Here is a 15,912-nt window from a genome sequence, read left to right as displayed (position 1 = left end):
TGCGACGAGATTGTGGAATTTGCGACCTGCCGTTTGCCGTTAGGCATTGAAACTCTTTGTCAAAAGCCGGCCCGGGACCTGTGAATAATTTATGGCAAAGCCGTGGCAGCAGCGAGAATGGCAGCGCTACCGCGGCGGAAATCGGAATCGATTTTCGGAACGACTGAAGATTCGGAGCGTCGGAGCGCCCTTTGCATGTCCAACCGGGTGCTGCACGCTATACGAATGCGGTGGGCAACCGGCAGCGTTGTGAGATAGCCAGGACTTGAATTTTCTGCCAATTGGCAGTATATTGTCTGCCAAGTGATGGAGGCCGGAATGAGTGTCGGTTATGCGGTTCGCGATCCTGCAAATCAGGCTTTGCCGGCAAATCTGGCGGATGCCTCGGCACGGGCACGGCTCACGCCAGCGGCTGTTGCCGGCATCGTCAGGCTCGCAGACATCTGGCATCTGACCAGCACCGAGATCTGTGCCTTAATCGGCGACGTGTCGGAGAGAACCTGGTTCCGCATGAAGAAAGGCCAGTGGGAGGGCGCTCTCTCCCAGGATTCGCTGACACGCATCAGCGCCCTGATCGGCATCTTCAAGGGACTGCGGCTTCTGTTCTCCGAAGCGTTTGCCGATGAATGGGTGCGGTTGCCGAACAAAGGACCTCTTTATGGTGGCCGGCGCCCCCTGGACGTAATGATCGAGGGCGGCATTCCGAAGCTGCTGCAGGTTCGCCAACATATCGACGCTTTGCGCGGTGGACTTTGAATGCAGATCCCGCCGCGCGCTGACATTTCCCAGCGCGACACGATCCGGCTCATTTCGACAGGCAGGCTCAAGGAACCGGTCCTGATGCCGTTGGCCAGGAATCATGGAGATTTGGAGGACCTTGCTGAGCTCGAAGGAGCCACCAGCGGCCGTCTTCAGGCGCAGCAAGGGGGATTGCCCGACCTCGATCCGCGCGAACTGGTTTTCGGGAGGCCGGGCTACACCTTCATCAATGCGGCGTTCGCTTACACCCGTCCGGGCGGCAATCGTTTCAACGATGATGCCAGGGGCGTCTGGTACTGTGGGTTCGATGCGGAAACTGCACTCGGCGAGGTCTCTTTTCATCTGACGCGCGAGCTTGCCGCAATCGAACGGTTTGAAAACGTCACCGACTACGCGGAGCTCGTTGCCGACTTCATAGGCTCGTTTCACGATCTGCGCGGTGCTGAGTTCAGCAAGGACCCGGTGCTCGATCCGGATACTGTCTTAGCCTATCCTGCCGGTCAGGCGCTGGCGAAGCAACTCCGCAAGCAAGACGCCGCGAGCGGCTTTGTCTATCCTTCCGCGAGACATGTCGGCGGGACCTGCCTTGCCGCCTTTCATCCCGATCTCGTTCAGAATCTCAGGCAAGGCGGTATCTGGCGTCTGGAATGGCAGGGTTCATCTGTTCCCGCGATCACGCCCATATAGCGCACGATCGGGAGCGACAACTTCGCTGCGCCATCTCTAACGCCGCCCGAACAGGCGACCGTCGATGGTGACGAGGCCGAGGGCGATCAGCGCCATGCCGCCGAGTTCGAACAGTTCGAGCCGCTCGCCCAGGAACAGGAAACCGAGCAGGATGGCACTGGCCGGCACGATCAGCGTGACCAGCGAGGCGTTGGTGGCGCCGGCCGAGGCGACGAGATTGAAATAGAGGATGTAGGCGAAGGCCGTCGACAGCAGCGCCAGTGCCAGCACCGCCGCCCACACCGGCGGCGAGGCCGAAAACAGATTGGCGGCATCATAGGTGAACAGAACGACCGGGATCATAATGATGGTCGAGCAGGTCAATTGGCCGGTGGCAATGACCGGTGACGGCACACCCTTGAAGCGGCGGGCGATCATCAGCGCAACCGCATAGGATAGCGATGCTCCGATGAGCGCGAATTTCGCCCAGACCGGACCGCCGAGCCCGGCGACGAGGCCGGGGCCGATCATCACCGCCGTTCCCGCGATACCGAGGGCGATGCCGGCAAGCTTGTTCCACGACAGCTTTTCGTCGCTGGTCAGGGCGTTGGCGAGGATCAGCGTCCAGAACGGCGTCGTCGAATTGAGCACCGAGGCGACACCGGCGCCAAGCTCGGTCTGGCCGGCAAAGATCAGCGAGAAAGGGATGACGTTGTTGGCGAGCGCCAGCAGGAAGAACAGGCCGGCATGCGGCAAGGCGAGACGAAACGACGGGCCACGGACCGCAAGATAGAGCTGCAACGCGATCGCAGCTATGGTGACGCGGAACAGCACCAGCACCAGCGGCGGAAGTTCCGCTACCGCAATACGGGCAAAGAAGAACGAGCCGCCCCAGATGGCGCCGAGCAGCAGAAGCTGCGCCCAGTCCTTGAGCACCATCGGACCGCGCATCGTGGTGGTGGCAGCTATCGCCATTGGTCGTCCTCCCAGACGAGATGCCTTGCTCTTCAGGCGTCTGTTCACGCCATACCCGATCCGGCCGCAAGGGCCACCCGAAACCTGAGCGATGGCCTAGCTCGCTCATAACCGGCGTGCAGCACCGGCGTAGCGCCGCGAAGCCAGGGCGGCGAGACATAGAATTGTTTTCATTAGCCGCTAGCTTGGATTAATTGTGCGCAGCCTCAGTCAAGGGATTCGTCCATGCAGCGATTCGAAAATGCCCGCGAGGCAGCGCTGGCGCTTCGCCCGGACGATCCGATCTATTGCTTCCGCCCGCAGGTGCTGAAGGCGGACGCCAAACAGTTCATGGGCATGTTTCCCGGCAAGACCGCCTATGCGGTCAAGACCAATGGCGAGCAGATCGTGCTCAACGCCCTGGTCGAGGCCGGCGTCGGTGCCTTCGATGTGGCCTCGCCCGGCGAATTCGCCGCCGTGCGCGCCGTCTCGCCGGACGCCGAGATGCTCTACATGCACCCCGTGAAGGCGCAGTCGGACATCAGGCTGGCGCTGGAAAAATACGCCATCCGCGTCATTTCGCTCGACCATGAGGACGAGGTCACCAAGCTGACCAGGGTGGTGCGGGCGCTCGACATCGATCCGGGCGCCATCACCGTGTTCGTGCGCATCCAGACGAAAGGCTCGGCGGCCTACGAACTGTCGAAGAAGTTTGGCGCCGGACCGGCCAATGCGGTCGAACTGGCCGAACGGCTGAACCGGACGGGCTACAAGGTCGGGCTGTGCTTTCACGTCGGCAGCCAGATCGAGGATCCCGACACCTATGAGCGGGCGCTGGCCTCCGCCGACTGGGTGCGCAACCGCGTCGGCTTCGACGTTGCCGGGCTCGATGTCGGCGGCGGGTTTCCCGCCGAATACGGTCATGATCCGAACAGCCGCAAGCCGGAAATGCCGTCGCTCGGCCAGATCATGTCGCGGCTGTCGGGCGACCTCCAGGAGTACCAGTTCGACCAGATGCCGCTGGTGGCCGAGCCCGGCCGGGTGATCGTGGCGCGCTGCCTGTCGCTGATCGTGCGCGTGCTGCTGCGCAAGGGCAAAAGGCTCTACATCAATGACGGCATCTGGGCATCGCTGTCGGATTCATGGACCGGCAAGATCACGCTGCCGGCGCGCTTCATCCCCGATCCGGCGATCCGCTCGCGCAATGGCGAGGACAAGACCATCGTGCCGTTCAAGGTCTGTGGCGCGACCTGCGATTCCGTCGACATATTGTCGCGGCCGTTCTGGCTGCCCGAAACAGTCGATACCGGCGACTGGATCGAGATCGGCCATATCGGGGCCTATTCGCTGTCGCTCAGAACACGGTTCAACGGCTTCTATCCCGACACCTTCGTCGAGGTGGCGACGCCGTTCGACGAAGGCGATGCGCCGCAGGGGTTCGCCAGCCTGGAGACGATGGCGGATTAGTTAATGGTGGAATGGTGAATAGTGAATAGTGAATAGTGAATAGTGAATAGTGAATAGTGAATGGTGTGGTAGCTCTGGTGCTCAATGCGGCTCCGGTGCTATTCTTTTCACCATTCACCATTCACCATTCACCTCCTTCACAGCCTGGCCAGCAGCTCCGGAGTCGGCCAGCCGTCGACCGGCAGGCCCAGACGCATCTGCTCCTTACGGATGGCTTCGCGGGTGTTGGTGCCCAGGATGCCGTCGACGGTGCCCACGTCATAGCCTTTCGCTTCGAGCTTGGTCTGTAGCGCCTTCATCTGGTCGGCGTCGAGGCCGGGTTCGGGGTTGCGCGGATCGAATTGCGGCGCGCCCCCCAGTCGGGCGGCAAGATTTGCCGCGGTCAGGGCATAGGTGAAGGACTGGTTCCACTCGAGATAGACGTCGAAATTGTCGTAGGTCAGGAAGGCTGGCCCCTTGCGACCCATGGGCAGCGCCAGGCCGGCCTTCAGGCCGTTGTCGAGAAGCGGCGTACCGTCGGGCCTGGTAACGCCCCACTGGCTCCATTGCGTCAACGGCAGCTTGTTGGTGCGTCCCGTCTGCTCCCACGGCAAATCGTCAGGCACACGGACTTCCTCGATCCAGGGCTGGTCGCGCTTCCAGCCGCGCGACTGGATCTTGCTGGCCGTGCTCATGATCACGTCCGGCGCGCTGCCGCGCAGGTCGACCAGGCCGTCGCCGTCGCCGTCGACGCCGTGGCCGAGATAGTCGGAAGGCAACATCTGCGTCTGGCCGATCTCGCCGGCCCAGGCACCGGTCACGTCGGCCGGCACCACGCCGCGATCGATCAACATCAGCAGCGGCACGATCTGCGGCCGGAACAGCTGCGGACGGCGGCAGTCATGCGAGAGGCTCACCAGCGCGTTCAGCGTATGAAAATCGCCCTGCACGGCGCCAAAATCGGTCTCCAGGGCCCAGAAGGCGGCGATGACCGGCGCCTGCACGCCGTATTCGCGATCGGCGCGGACAAAGACCTCGGCATATTTTTGCAGATTGGCCGCACCTTGCTTCAGCCGATGCGACGAGATCATGCGATTCGAGAATTCGATGAAGGTCTGCGTGAAGACGCCCTGGGCGCGGTCGCGTGCCAACGCCTTCTCATCGAGGGTGGCGTTTTCCAGCGCATCAAGGCCGGCAGCGCCGACGCCGGCCGCCCTGGCCTCCGCCGCCACGCCGTGCTTCCATGACTCGAAATCCCCGCCGCATTGCTGTGCCGCGGCCGGCACGGCGGTCAGGAGCAGCGCCGCGAGAAGTCCAAAGCGCAATCGCATCGCTATCCTTCCAAGAAGATTACCGGCGGTTGCAGGCATTCGTCGTTGGCTGTGTCGAAAAGCAGGCGGCAGGCCTGGTGTCAACGGGTGTTCTGCCGCAACCACTTCTTCCACGCGGCTTCGGAGCCGTTGAAGACGCTGATGTCGGCGTTTCCGGCCATGCCCGGCACGACACCCGTTCCGGTATACTGCCAGAAGGTGAAGGGATGGCTGCCGTATTTCTGGCGCGGGTGCCCGGCGACGGAGCGCAGCCAGTAGGGGTAATTGCGGAAGCCCGATAAACCGTTATCTTCGAAGAAATCGACAGACGTGTAGATGATTGGCTTCTTGCCGTAGTATTTTTCGACGATTTCGAGGAACGTGCTCATCTCGCTGCGTACCGTGGCGGGATCGGGCCGCAGCTTGCAGGTCGGCGATTTCGGGTTCCATTCCATGTCGAGAACCGGCGGCATCGCCGAACCGTCTCTGGGCACGTTCTGGATGAACCAGCGCGCCTGGGTAGCGGCCGGCGTGCAAAAGTAGAAAAAATGATAGGCGGCACGGGGGATGCCCGACGCCCTGGTGCGGCTCCAATGCTCGTTGAAAGCTTCATCGAAACGGTCTCCGCCTTCGGTTGCCTTGATAAAGGCGAAGGAGATGCCGCTGGCCCTGGCCGCCGGCCAGTCGATCGATGTCTGGTATTTGGAGACGTCGGTGCCGTGGACGGCATAGCTCCACGGTGCGCCGCTGTCCCATTCATGCGGGTCGGAATCGGCAAAACGCGGCGCGCGTACCGCAACCATCGAGGCGCTGGACGACGACAGCGATGGCGTCAGATCCTCGACCGTCGAGCAGGCGCCAAGCAGCATCAGCGTGATGAGGACCGCGAAACGGCGCATCGCTACTTCCCGAGCCGGTTTCAGCCGGCCGCTGATGGGTCTTTCCGCGGGTGGCCCCTCGACCGGGCGCGGCGCGTTTGAAACTGACTTACGCGACGCGCCTGGATCTTCGTTTCATGCATTCCCAAACCGTTACGCAGTTTTGGGACGCATGCATTCAAGCCCCGCCGGACGGTCACCCCACAGGATCGCCCGGTCTGTCCCAAGCGCGTCGCTTCGACGCGCTTAGCTCTTTTGTCTATGCATGTCGTTGTCCCAAAACCGCTGCGCACTTCTGGGCGACATGCACCTGTGATCGCCGATCATGGTTGATATTCGGTTGACGGCGCTCGACAAGAGCCGCGATTTTGCCGAAACAATGGCGGCAAATCGATGACATAGATCGAGCGCGCCCGGGGGAACTCAAATGCAGATCCTTTTGAAGTTCGTCAAATGGCTGCTCGGCCTGGCTGTGCTGGCCGCCGCGATACTCGCCGGCTGGCTGTATTTCGCGCCGCCGGAACTGATCCGCGTCGGTTCCGGCTATGCCGCCAAGATCGTCTGCTCGAACGTCTTCATCGCCGGGCGAGACGCCGACGACGTGCTCGCCGTCGATGTGCAGGCGCCGGGTCATCCGCTGCTGAAGCTGATGAGAGTGTCGGTGGACAAGGAGAAGGGAACGGTTTCGGCGGGCCTGTTCGGCGCACTCGGCAAAAGTGTCGCGGTCGCCCGCGAGGGGCTCGGCTGCGCCTCGGTTCCCGACGGCGATATTGCCACCGCCAAGGCTGTCGCCGGAGCTGCACCGACGCCGGCGCCGCTGCCCGATCTGATCTGGCCGGAGGGCGACAAGGCCGATGCCTCGCAGGATCCCGAGGTCGCGAAAGTCCTCGACAATCCAGCCATGACCGGCGCCGGGATGCGGGCGGTCGTGGTGGTCAAGAACGGCCGCATCGTCGCTGAGCGTTATGGCGACGGCTTTTCCGAAAAGACGCCGCTATTGGGCTGGTCAATGACCAAGACGGTGAATGCGGCGATCGTCGGCACGCTGGTGAAGGAGGGCAAGCTGGCGATGACCAACCAGGGTCTGTTCGGTCCCTGGAAGGGAGATGGCCGCGCCGTGATCAGCCTCGCCGACATGATGGCGATGTCGAGCGGGCTGGAATTCAACGAGGATTACGGCGACGTCGCCGACGTAACGCGCATGCTCTACCTCGAACCGGACATGGCCGGCTTTGCCGGATCCAAGCCGCTGACCGGCGAGGTCGGCAAGGTGTTTTCCTATTCGAGCGGCACGGCGGTGATGCTGTCCCGATTGTGGCAGGACGCGATCGGCGACAAGGACAAGGCACTGGCGTGGCCTAGGACCGCGCTGTTCTATCCGCTCGGCATGCAGAGTGCAGTGCTGGAGGCCGACGAGCACGGCACCTTCGTCGGCTCGTCCTACCTCTACGCCACGGCACGCGACTGGGCGCGCTTCGGCCAGTTCCTGCTGCAGGGCGGCGTCTGGAACGGCAAGGAGATGCTGCCCGCCGGCTTCGTCGACTGGATGCGGGAACCGGCAACTGCCTCGAAAGTCTACGGCAAGGGGCAATTATGGATAGAAGGACCGGGCGACGAAGAAAACCCCGGCGCCGGCACTACCGCCGGCCTGCCCAAGGACACCTATTGGATGGAGGGGCATGATGGGCAAACGGTTGCCATCATCCCCTCGGAGCAGCTGGTTGTGGTGCGGCTCGGGCTGACGCCGGCCAGGCTCGGCTACCGGCCGCAGGCGATGGTAGCGGGGCTGGTCAAGGCGCTACACTGAGGAATGCGGCGGTCGCAGTCTTGTCTATGCGGTTGTCGCCAAAGGCTTGGCGCGATCAACACGCGCCCGCTCGTCGGGTGAATTCATAACCGTCCAAAGATCGTTACGGCGCTGGACGTTCAACCAGAAATCCGGGCTGTTGCCAAACACCCGCGCCAGAATGAGCGCGGTAGCCGCCGTCACGTTGCGGCGGCCGTTGCACAATTCGTTCACATGCTTGCGCTGGACGCTCATAGCTTCGGCCAAAGCCGCCTGTGTCAGGCCGAGTGGTTGCATGAATTCTTCCGTAAGAATTTCGCCAACCGTTGCTGGCTTGCGTGCGGTCATCAACATGTCTCACCTCACTTATATATAACTGTGGTCGTCGAGATAGATGTCCGACGCCTCGCCCCGGCCCCCGTCCCAGCGGAAGACGAGCCGCCATTGTTTGTTGACACGGATCGAATGGAAGCCTTCGAGATTGCCGCGCAACTTCTCGAAATGGTTGCTGGGCGGCACACGCAAATCCTGATCGATCGCCGCGTCGTCAATCATCTGGAGCTTGCGGAACAAGCGGCTTTCGAGATCGGGCGGAATATTGCGGGAATGGGTGTCGTCCACGAAGAAAGCCCGCAGCCATCCATCTCTAAATCCGATGATCATCCCATGCTTCCGGCGAGGAGATAATGTACCACTCCTTGGGTCACATGGCAATGTGTGATTTAGCCAAATTAACTGATTTCAGCCACGGCCCCCATTTAGGATTGGAGCCCCAAAACCTTCCACGCCAAAATTGATGTTAGATGGCGATCTTGATCACGGCGAGCCAGCTGTAGCCGCGATAAAGTGTTCTGAATCGAAGGCTTGCACCAACTCTCGCAGATTCCGATTCCAGGACGTCGCGCAGGACTTCACGCGGCTCGACATGGAATTTTTTCAGCCAGCCGCGCAGCAGCTTGCGGAACCAGCTGGGCAAGGCTTCCTGCTGGCCAAAATCGACGACATGCAGCGAGCCGCCCGGTGACAGAGCAGCAAGAGCCGCGGATACCGTCTTTTCCCAGCCGGGGATCATCGACAGCGAATATGAGACAAAGACGCGGTCGAAACTTTCGACGCCGAACAGCGCTTTCGCGTCGAAATTCGTGGCATCGCCGCGCGCCAGCGTGACGCGGCCGGAGAGGCCTTCGCGCGCGAGGGCGGCAGTCGCCGTCTCCAGCATCTCGGCCGAAATATCGAGGCCGAAGAGGCGCGCGCCGGGATAGCGGCGGGCGGCGAGGATGATGTTGCGGCCGGTGCCGCAGCCGAGCTCGAGCACGGTGCCGCCGGCCGGCACATCCAGTCCGGCGATAAGCCGGTCGCGGCCGAGCAGATAGTATTTGCGGGTCAGGTCGTAGATATGACGCTGCCAGCGGTAGACGCCGTCCATCAGCTCGGCATGGCTGGCCGGCAAGTCGGTCGTGCTCATCAGGACCGCTTCACATAGAGATGGAAGCCGCCATAGATGGCCGAGCGGTCGCGCTCCGAAAACTCGCGCGAAGCGTCGTTCTCGTAGCGCCACTGGTCGAGCAGCGAATTCGAGACGCGGCCGGGCAGCAGGCTGGGTTCCGCTGCGGTGCGGAAGATGACGCGGGCGCCGGTTGAGGCGGTTCGGGTGATCTCGGCCCACAACCCGTTGAGCTGGTGGTCGGTCATCCAGTCCTGTGCATCGAGCAGCACGAAGCGATCCACCGAGCCGGCATCCTTGCCGGCAAGGAACTCGATCAGATTGGCGTGGTGGATGGCAACGCGATCGACATTGTTGCGGATCGTCTTGTAGTTGCACTTTTCGAGATAGGCGGGCAGGGCGGCCTCGCCCGGATCAGGGTAGCGGCGGGCGAAAGCCTGCCAGGCGAAATAATTGGTCTTCAGCGGAAAATCGCAGGCGAGCTTTTCCAGTCGTGCCTTCAGCACGCTGGCCATGGTGCCGTCACCCGAGGTGATCAGCGAATCGTACTGGGCCGGCGGAATGCCGAGGCCGAACAGCGAGGCTTTTCGCGAGGTCGCCCATTTCAGCAGCGGTTTTTCGAAGACCGGCGCCAGCTCTTCGTCAAAGAAGCGGCGCTGATCGGCGATGCTCTTGACGTCCATGATGCCGGCCGGGTCGACGCCGAAGAATTTTGCGGTGCGGTGGCCTATGGCGATGAACAGGCCAAGCAGGCCGGTCTGGTAGAAATTGCGGTCGAAGACGGCGATGCGGCGACGGCCGCGCCAGTTGCGGCGCTCCCAATAATGGCGACTGACCGGGTCGAGATGCGGTGCGATGAAGCGATCGTAGGCCTGTGAATTGTGCCCGGTCTCAGCCGCGCCGAAGAAACGGAACAGGTCGCCCTGCGACGGCAGGTGACGGACGGCTTCGAGCTTCATGCGGTTCAGCGCGATATGGGCAGCGTTGAGATCGACGGCATCGATCCTTTCCGGCGAGCGGGTGAGATAGGCAAGGATGTTACAGCCGCCGGAGGCAATGGTGACGATGCGGTGGCCCGTCCCGAGCTGCATCGCGTCCATGTCGATTTCGGGGTCTTCCCAGATCTGCGGATAGACGAGGCCGGAGAACAGGAAGGCGAACAGGCGCTCGGAGATGCCGGCTTTCGACAGCGGGCGGTTCTGGTAGACGGCCTTGCCGACTTCCTTGCCGCGGCGAAAAACCAGGTCCCCAGAAATGTCCGTCATGGCAAGGCGATTCCCCGTTTGCTTTGGCGCAAGCCGGTAGCGCAGGGTGATGACAGGCCAGTGACAGCCTGTTGACGCCGGCTCAAGCATTGCTGTGGCGCGCAAAATTAGGTGGTGCCTTGGCACAACCTTACTTGGCAGCGAATTTGGCTGGAAAATCGAGGGCCAGTCGAATCGTAGTTCATGAATCTACGATCAATCCGTAGAGGCAGGCGAGCATCCCCAAATGTCGGTTCCGGTGTCGCAGTTTTCATGAGTTTGTCAGCGGTTGAAACCAAGATAGCCAAATGTATTTGTACAGAAAGTGAGCATCAACCAAAGAGGGCTTGTGCAGAATATGCACCACAGCACGATCACCGTTCGAAACACTTGATCATGAGGGAATGTGAACGGATCGATCTTGGGATGACCTAAGAGTTTTGATAAGGGCGGCACATAATTACCTGTAGCGGCAGCATGCATCGTCTTAGAAAAATGTTTCCATCTTAGAAAAACGAAGCAAGCCCAAAATGCAGGAAAAAGCGTCAGTGCGAATATCATCTTTAGCGGTATGGGTTGCCCGCCGTGAATGATCCACCCAGTGCAACTACTTCGCGCTGGGTCGACCAGCGAAAAGATGAAGGCCTCCACAACAACTCCCAAAAAACAGACTATAGCTCCCCACTTAGCAACCCTTCGACAGAAATCTGGATCATAGTTCGGGAGGCGCGTATACTCATCCATATGGGTGCTAAGTCCTCATCGGTCCTGGAAGTCTTTGGTATAGAATGGCGAAGCTGCTCTTCGCCCTTGAGGGTTTGATCCGCCCGCCGACATCGAAATTGCGCCCGCAACCCTTTTTGGCCCACGGTCGGTTTGGTCCCGCCGGATCGCTCTCAGCCCCCTGCTTTCCATAGGCCCCCTGCTTTCCATAGCTTGCGCAATCGTGCCCGCCGTTTTCCCACCTTGCCCTGCCTAGGCGGCCGATATCATCTTATCTTGCGCGTTACACTTGCGCGTTACGACTTGCCAAATCCACCTGGGGTCGGCGTCGTCACGATGACCGCCTCGCCAGCGTCGAGGATGGTCTGATCGCAGGCTTTCAGCGTCTCGATCGCGCCGGTCTTGCGGCGGACCTTGGTCGAACCGGCCTCGCCATCGCCGCCTCCGTCCAGTCCCCGCGGCGGGCGGTTGCGATGCGAGGACAGGATGGCGCATTCCATTTTTTCGAGGAAGCGGATGGTGCGCCTGGTGCCGTCGCCGGCATTCCATTTGCCTTCGCCGCCGGAGCCTTCGCGGATATGAAAATCCTCGAGCAATACCGGGAAACGCAGTTCCAGCACTTCCGGATCGGTCAGGCGCGAATTGGTCATATGGGTGTGGACGCCGGAGGTGCCGGCAAAACCGCGGCCGTCGTTCATCCGGCCGGCCGGCGAGCCCGAGCAGATCGTCTCGTAATACTGATACTGCTTGTTGCCGAAGGTGAGATTGTTCATCGTGCCTTGCGCATTGGCCATCGCGCCCATGGCGCCGAACAGCGCGTTGGTGACGTGTTGCGAGGTCTCGACATTACCGGCGACGACCGCCGCGGGATAGGCGGGTTTCAGCATCGAGCCGTCGGGAATGATGATGTTGATCGGCCGCAGACATCCGGCATTCATCGGGATGTTGTCTTCGACCATGACGCGAAAGGCATAAAGCACCGCGGCACGGGCGACTGGCTCTGGCGCATTGAAATTGTTCTTCATCACCGGCGACGTTCCGGTGAAGTCGACGGTGGCTTCGCGCTTCCGCCGGTCGACCGATATCTTCACCTTGATCATTTGGCCGGTGTCGGTCGGATATTCGTATTCCGAACTGTCGGGCAGCCGCTCCAGAACGCGGCGCACGCTTTCGGCGGCATTGTCCTGGACATGGCCCATATAGGCTTCGACCACATCGAGGCCGAAATGCGCGACCATCTTGCGCAGCTCGGCGACGCCCTTTTCGTTCGCGGCGATCTGCGCCTTGAGGTCGGCGATGTTCTGGTGCGGATTGCGCGCCGGGTAGGGGTGGTCGGTGAGCAGCGTCTCCAGGTCCTTCTCGCGGAACCGGCCGCGATCGACGATGCGGAAATTGTCGAACAGCACGCCTTCCTCGTCGACGGTTGTGGCAAGCGGCGTCATCGAGCCGGGCGCGGTGCCGCCGATGTCGGCATGATGGCCACGCGAGGCGACGTAGAAGAGGATCTTCGGCGATTGGCCGATCTCCCCCCTTGTGGGGGAGATGCCCGGCAGGGCAGAGGGGGGCGTGACAGAATGAGAGGTCGGCGGGACAGCGCCCCCCTCTGTCGGCTTCGCCGACATCTCCCCCACAGGGGGGGAGATTGGGCGCTCTTCCTCAAAGACAGGCGTCACCACGGTGATATCAGGCAGATGCGTGCCGCCATTGTAAGGTGCGTTCAGCGCAAAGACGTCGCCGGGGTGAACGTCGCCGGAATTGAGCCGGATGATGGTCTCCACCGAGCGGTCCATCGAGCCGAGATGCACCGGCATATGCGGTGCATTGGCGACCAGCGCGCCATCCCGGTCGAAAACCGCGCAGGAGAAATCGAGCCGCTCCTTGATGTTGACGGAATAGGCAGCGTTTTGCAGCGTTACGCCCATCTGTTCGGCGATCGACATGAACAGGTTATTGAAGACCTCCAGCATCACCGGATCGGCTTCGGTGCCGAGTGCGGCGTGCCGGTGCTTCTTCTCGACGCGCCGCATCAATACGTGGTCCTTGGCGGTGATCTCGGCCTGCCAGCCCGGCTCGACGACAATGGTCTGGTTCGGCTCGATGATCAAAGCGGGGCCGGCGATCTTGTTACCAGGCTTCAGCGTTTCGCGAGGGAAGATGCCGGCGTCGCGCCAGACGCCGTCGACAAAGATTTTCCGGTTCCCGGAAGGACTTGCGGCCATGTCTTCAACAACTGAATCGCTTTCGTCGCGGCCGGTGCCGCCGGTATCGGTACCCTCGACGCCGACCGATTCGACGATCATCGGCTTGTCGTCGTAGACGAAACCGAACTGCGCCTTGTGCGCCAGTTCGAAGTCCGCCTTGGCCTGCGCAATCGAGCCGTGCCCGAAGTTCACAGGCAGCGCGGTATCGGTGCCGTCGTAGCGGATCTGCAGCACCGGTCTCGAGGCGACCGCGTCTTCGCTGATGCCTTGCGCGGCGAGTTCGTCGATGACGGCTTTGCGCAGCGTTGCGATGAGTTCATCGATCGCTGGCCCGGAATTGTCCGCCAGCGGCTTCAGCAGCGCCTGCTGGCGTGACGCAAATACAGAGGACAGGCCGATGCCGTATGCCGATAGCAGGCCGGAGAACGGATGGATCAGCACCGCCTCCATGCCGAGCGCATCGGCGACCAGGCAAGCGTGCTGGCCGCCGGCGCCGCCGAAGCAGTTCAGGAGGTATTCGGTGACATCGTAGCCGCGCTGCACCGAAATCTTCTTGATGGCGTTGGCCATGTTTTCGACGGCGACGGTGATGAACCCTTCGGCGACGGTTTCCGGCGAGCGGCCGTCGCCGATCTGGGCGGCAAGTGCGGTGAATTTTTCGCGAACCGTCTGGACGTCGAGCGGTTCGTCCTGGCCCGGTCCAAAGATAGCCGGGAAGAACTCGGGCTGCAGCTTGCCCAGCATGACATTGGCGTCAGTGACGGCCAACGGGCCGCCGCGCCTATAGGCGGCCGGGCCGGGATTGGCGCCGGCCGAATCCGGCCCGGCGCGAAAGCGGCCGGCCTCGTAATGGAGGATCGAGCCGCCGCCTGCAGCGACGGTGTGGATGCGCATCATCGGCGCGCGGATGCGCACGCCGGCGACCTCGGTGTCGAAGGCGCGCTCGTAGTCGCCATCGTAATGGGCGACATCGGTGGAGGTGCCGCCCATGTCGAAGCCTATGACCTTGCCGAAACCGGCGAGTTTTGCCGTCTCGACCATGCCGACGACGCCGCCGGCCGGGCCGGACAACAGCGCATCCTTGCCCTGGAACATGTCGGCGGCGGTGAGGCCGCCCGACGACATCATGAACATGAGGCGAGGAGATTGGCCGATCTCTCCCCCTGTGGGGGAGATGCCCGGCAGGGCAGAGGGGGGCGCCGTAGGGTGCTTTGTGTCATGATTGGCGTCACTAAGATGCTGAGATGCTGGCGGGACAGCGCCCCCCTCTGTCGGCTTCGCCGACATCTCCCCCACGAGGAGGGAGATTGGAGCCACGCCCAGCTCACCGGCAACCCTTTGCACATACCTAGCCAGGATCGGCGACAGGTAGGCGTCGACCACGGTGGTGTCGCCGCGGCCGACCAGCTTGATCAGCGGCGAGACCTCGTGACTGACCGAGACCTGCGAAAATCCGAGTTTTCTGCAGACCTTCGCAACTGCCTTTTCGTGATCGGGATGTTTCCAGGCATGCATGAAGACGATCGCGACCGCATCGATGCCGTCCGCCTTGGCTTGCTCAATAGCCGGGCGTACCGAAGCAATGTCGAGCAGGCGCTCGACACTGCCGTCGGCGCGAACCCTTTCGTCGATCTCGACGACGCGCTCATAGAGCTGTTCGGGAAGGATGATCTGCTTGGCAAAGATATCTGGCCTGGCCTGATAGGCAATCCTCAGCGCATCGCGGAAGCCTTTGGTGATGAGCAGCAGCACACGGTCGCCCTTGCGCTCGAGAAGCGCATTGGTGGCAACCGTGGTGCCCATCTTGACATCGCCGATCAGAGCGGAGGGGATTGGAGCGCCGGGTTGGACGCCGAGCAAATCGCGAATGCCCTGGATGGCAGCGTCGGCATAGGCTTCGGGATTCTCGGACAGCAGCTTGCGCGGGTGCAGCGCGCCTTGCGGGTCACGGCCGATGACATCGGTGAAGGTGCCGCCGCGGTCGATCCAGAAATCCCATTTTGCAGTCACAGCGGCGCTCCCGGGATTTTTCCCTGTTCGATCTGTTAGCTCGCGAGGCCCTGACCGGCAATCGTCAAGTGATTGGAATATGTTACAGGAAGAAATGCAACGTTACGAAACTCATGCGCAGCTTACGCATTGTGTCCTCGACCGCCGCCGGTAACGGAGGCGTGAGTAGAGGAGAGATATCATGAAGAAACTCATTCTTGCGTCGGTGTCGGCGCTTGCGTTGCTTGGCCTTGCCGCCTGCAGCAACAGCGGCACCGACAACACCACGACGCAGAGCACCAACCCGCCGGCATCCGACCAGACGATGAAGCCGGCTGCTCCTGACGCCAACAAGCCTGCCGAGCCGGCTCCGGCTCCGGCACCTGCGCCTGCGCCGGCTGCTCCGGCTCAGTAGTCAATGTGACAACCAAGGAAAGGCTGGCCTCACAGGCCGGCCTTTCTGCTGCTTACGATACCAGCGCCTGGCGGCCGAGTGCGACGACGTGAGCGCT

At 61.9% G+C, this 15,912-nt stretch carries 13 protein-coding genes; 5 read left to right on the top strand and 8 right to left on the bottom strand.

Annotated elements, in window-relative coordinates:
• Positions 1–318 precede the first annotated feature (318 nt).
• Together NKI08_RS11085 and NKI08_RS11080 are read left to right on the top strand one after the other, a co-directional pair.
• On the top strand, positions 319–756 hold the full coding sequence (locus tag NKI08_RS11085; protein WP_352769073.1) for an antitoxin Xre/MbcA/ParS toxin-binding domain-containing protein: 438 nt from the start codon (positions 319–321) through the stop codon (positions 754–756).
• Entirely contained in the window at positions 757–1,446 is a 690-nt protein-coding gene (locus NKI08_RS11080) for an RES family NAD+ phosphorylase (protein ID WP_352769070.1), read from the top strand.
• A gap of 36 nt (positions 1,447–1,482) precedes the next feature.
• Here NKI08_RS11080 and NKI08_RS11075 read toward each other — a convergent pair whose 3' ends face one another.
• Positions 1,483–2,400, bottom strand: a complete 918-nt coding sequence (locus NKI08_RS11075; protein ID WP_352501075.1) for a DMT family transporter — start codon at positions 2,398–2,400, stop codon at positions 1,483–1,485.
• Between the two features lie 225 nt (positions 2,401–2,625).
• On the opposite strand from NKI08_RS11075, the gene NKI08_RS11070 reads away from it, so the two are divergent.
• Positions 2,626–3,846 carry an alanine racemase gene (locus NKI08_RS11070; RefSeq protein WP_352539504.1) on the top strand — a complete coding sequence of 407 codons (1,221 nt, stop codon included), beginning with the start codon at positions 2,626–2,628 and terminating at the stop codon, positions 3,844–3,846.
• A 137-nt stretch (positions 3,847–3,983) separates the two neighbouring features.
• Here NKI08_RS11070 and NKI08_RS11065 read toward each other — a convergent pair whose 3' ends face one another.
• A complete protein-coding gene (locus NKI08_RS11065) occupies positions 3,984–5,156 on the bottom strand; it encodes a lytic murein transglycosylase (RefSeq protein WP_352769066.1) in 1,173 nt (390 codons plus the stop codon).
• An 80-nt stretch (positions 5,157–5,236) separates the two neighbouring features.
• Positions 5,237–6,034, bottom strand: a complete 798-nt coding sequence (locus NKI08_RS11060) for a glycoside hydrolase family 25 protein (RefSeq protein ID WP_502899585.1) — start codon at positions 6,032–6,034, stop codon at positions 5,237–5,239.
• A 406-nt stretch (positions 6,035–6,440) separates the two neighbouring features.
• Between NKI08_RS11060 and NKI08_RS11055 the strand changes: the two genes are divergently transcribed.
• Positions 6,441–7,820 (top strand): serine hydrolase domain-containing protein, encoded by a 1,380-nt coding sequence (locus NKI08_RS11055; protein WP_352769064.1) that lies wholly within the window; start codon positions 6,441–6,443, stop codon positions 7,818–7,820.
• A gap of 24 nt (positions 7,821–7,844) precedes the next feature.
• Here NKI08_RS11055 and NKI08_RS11050 read toward each other — a convergent pair whose 3' ends face one another.
• From NKI08_RS11050 to NKI08_RS11030, 5 genes are all read right to left on the bottom strand, one after another.
• A complete protein-coding gene (locus NKI08_RS11050; protein ID WP_352769063.1) occupies positions 7,845–8,153 on the bottom strand; it encodes a HigA family addiction module antitoxin in 309 nt (102 codons plus the stop codon).
• A gap of 12 nt (positions 8,154–8,165) precedes the next feature.
• Positions 8,166–8,462 carry a type II toxin-antitoxin system RelE/ParE family toxin gene (locus NKI08_RS11045; RefSeq protein ID WP_352471542.1) on the bottom strand — a complete coding sequence of 99 codons (297 nt, stop codon included), beginning with the start codon at positions 8,460–8,462 and terminating at the stop codon, positions 8,166–8,168.
• Positions 8,463–8,598: 136 nt separating this feature from the next.
• Complete coding sequence (locus NKI08_RS11040; RefSeq protein WP_352769060.1) at positions 8,599–9,264, bottom strand: class I SAM-dependent methyltransferase; 666 nt, start codon at positions 9,262–9,264, stop codon at positions 8,599–8,601.
• On the bottom strand, positions 9,264–10,508 hold the full coding sequence (locus tag NKI08_RS11035; protein WP_352769058.1) for a BtaA family protein: 1,245 nt from the start codon (positions 10,506–10,508) through the stop codon (positions 9,264–9,266). Before NKI08_RS11035 ends, NKI08_RS11040 begins: the two co-directional genes overlap by 1 nt.
• Before the next feature lie 998 nt (positions 10,509–11,506).
• On the bottom strand, positions 11,507–15,421 hold the full coding sequence (locus NKI08_RS11030) for a hydantoinase B/oxoprolinase family protein (RefSeq protein WP_352769055.1): 3,915 nt from the start codon (positions 15,419–15,421) through the stop codon (positions 11,507–11,509).
• Between the two features lie 181 nt (positions 15,422–15,602).
• Between NKI08_RS11030 and NKI08_RS11025 the strand changes: the two genes are divergently transcribed.
• Positions 15,603–15,815, top strand: a complete 213-nt coding sequence (locus NKI08_RS11025) for a hypothetical protein (RefSeq protein ID WP_352453143.1) — start codon at positions 15,603–15,605, stop codon at positions 15,813–15,815.
• The last annotated feature ends 97 nt before the right edge of the window (positions 15,816–15,912 follow it).

This window comes from Mesorhizobium sp. M0768 (assembly GCF_040320195.1).
Lineage (GTDB): Bacteria > Pseudomonadota > Alphaproteobacteria > Rhizobiales > Rhizobiaceae > Mesorhizobium.
This window is presented reverse-complemented; position numbering and strand designations above follow the sequence as displayed.

Coding starts and splice junctions, on each gene's coding strand:
- NKI08_RS11085 (WP_352769073.1), top strand. CDS start 319: ATGAGTGTCGGTTATGCGGTTCGCGATCCTGCAAATCAGGCTTTGCCG.
- NKI08_RS11080 (WP_352769070.1), top strand. CDS start 757: ATGCAGATCCCGCCGCGCGCTGACATTTCCCAGCGCGACACGATCCGG.
- NKI08_RS11075 (WP_352501075.1), bottom strand. CDS start 2,400: ATGGCGATAGCTGCCACCACCACGATGCGCGGTCCGATGGTGCTCAAG.
- NKI08_RS11070 (WP_352539504.1), top strand. CDS start 2,626: ATGCAGCGATTCGAAAATGCCCGCGAGGCAGCGCTGGCGCTTCGCCCG.
- NKI08_RS11065 (WP_352769066.1), bottom strand. CDS start 5,156: ATGCGATTGCGCTTTGGACTTCTCGCGGCGCTGCTCCTGACCGCCGTG.
- NKI08_RS11060 (WP_502899585.1), bottom strand. CDS start 6,034: ATGCGCCGTTTCGCGGTCCTCATCACGCTGATGCTGCTTGGCGCCTGC.
- NKI08_RS11055 (WP_352769064.1), top strand. CDS start 6,441: ATGCAGATCCTTTTGAAGTTCGTCAAATGGCTGCTCGGCCTGGCTGTG.
- NKI08_RS11050 (WP_352769063.1), bottom strand. CDS start 8,153: ATGTTGATGACCGCACGCAAGCCAGCAACGGTTGGCGAAATTCTTACG.
- NKI08_RS11045 (WP_352471542.1), bottom strand. CDS start 8,462: ATGATCATCGGATTTAGAGATGGATGGCTGCGGGCTTTCTTCGTGGAC.
- NKI08_RS11040 (WP_352769060.1), bottom strand. CDS start 9,264: ATGAGCACGACCGACTTGCCGGCCAGCCATGCCGAGCTGATGGACGGC.
- NKI08_RS11035 (WP_352769058.1), bottom strand. CDS start 10,508: ATGACGGACATTTCTGGGGACCTGGTTTTTCGCCGCGGCAAGGAAGTC.
- NKI08_RS11025 (WP_352453143.1), top strand. CDS start 15,603: ATGAAGAAACTCATTCTTGCGTCGGTGTCGGCGCTTGCGTTGCTTGGC.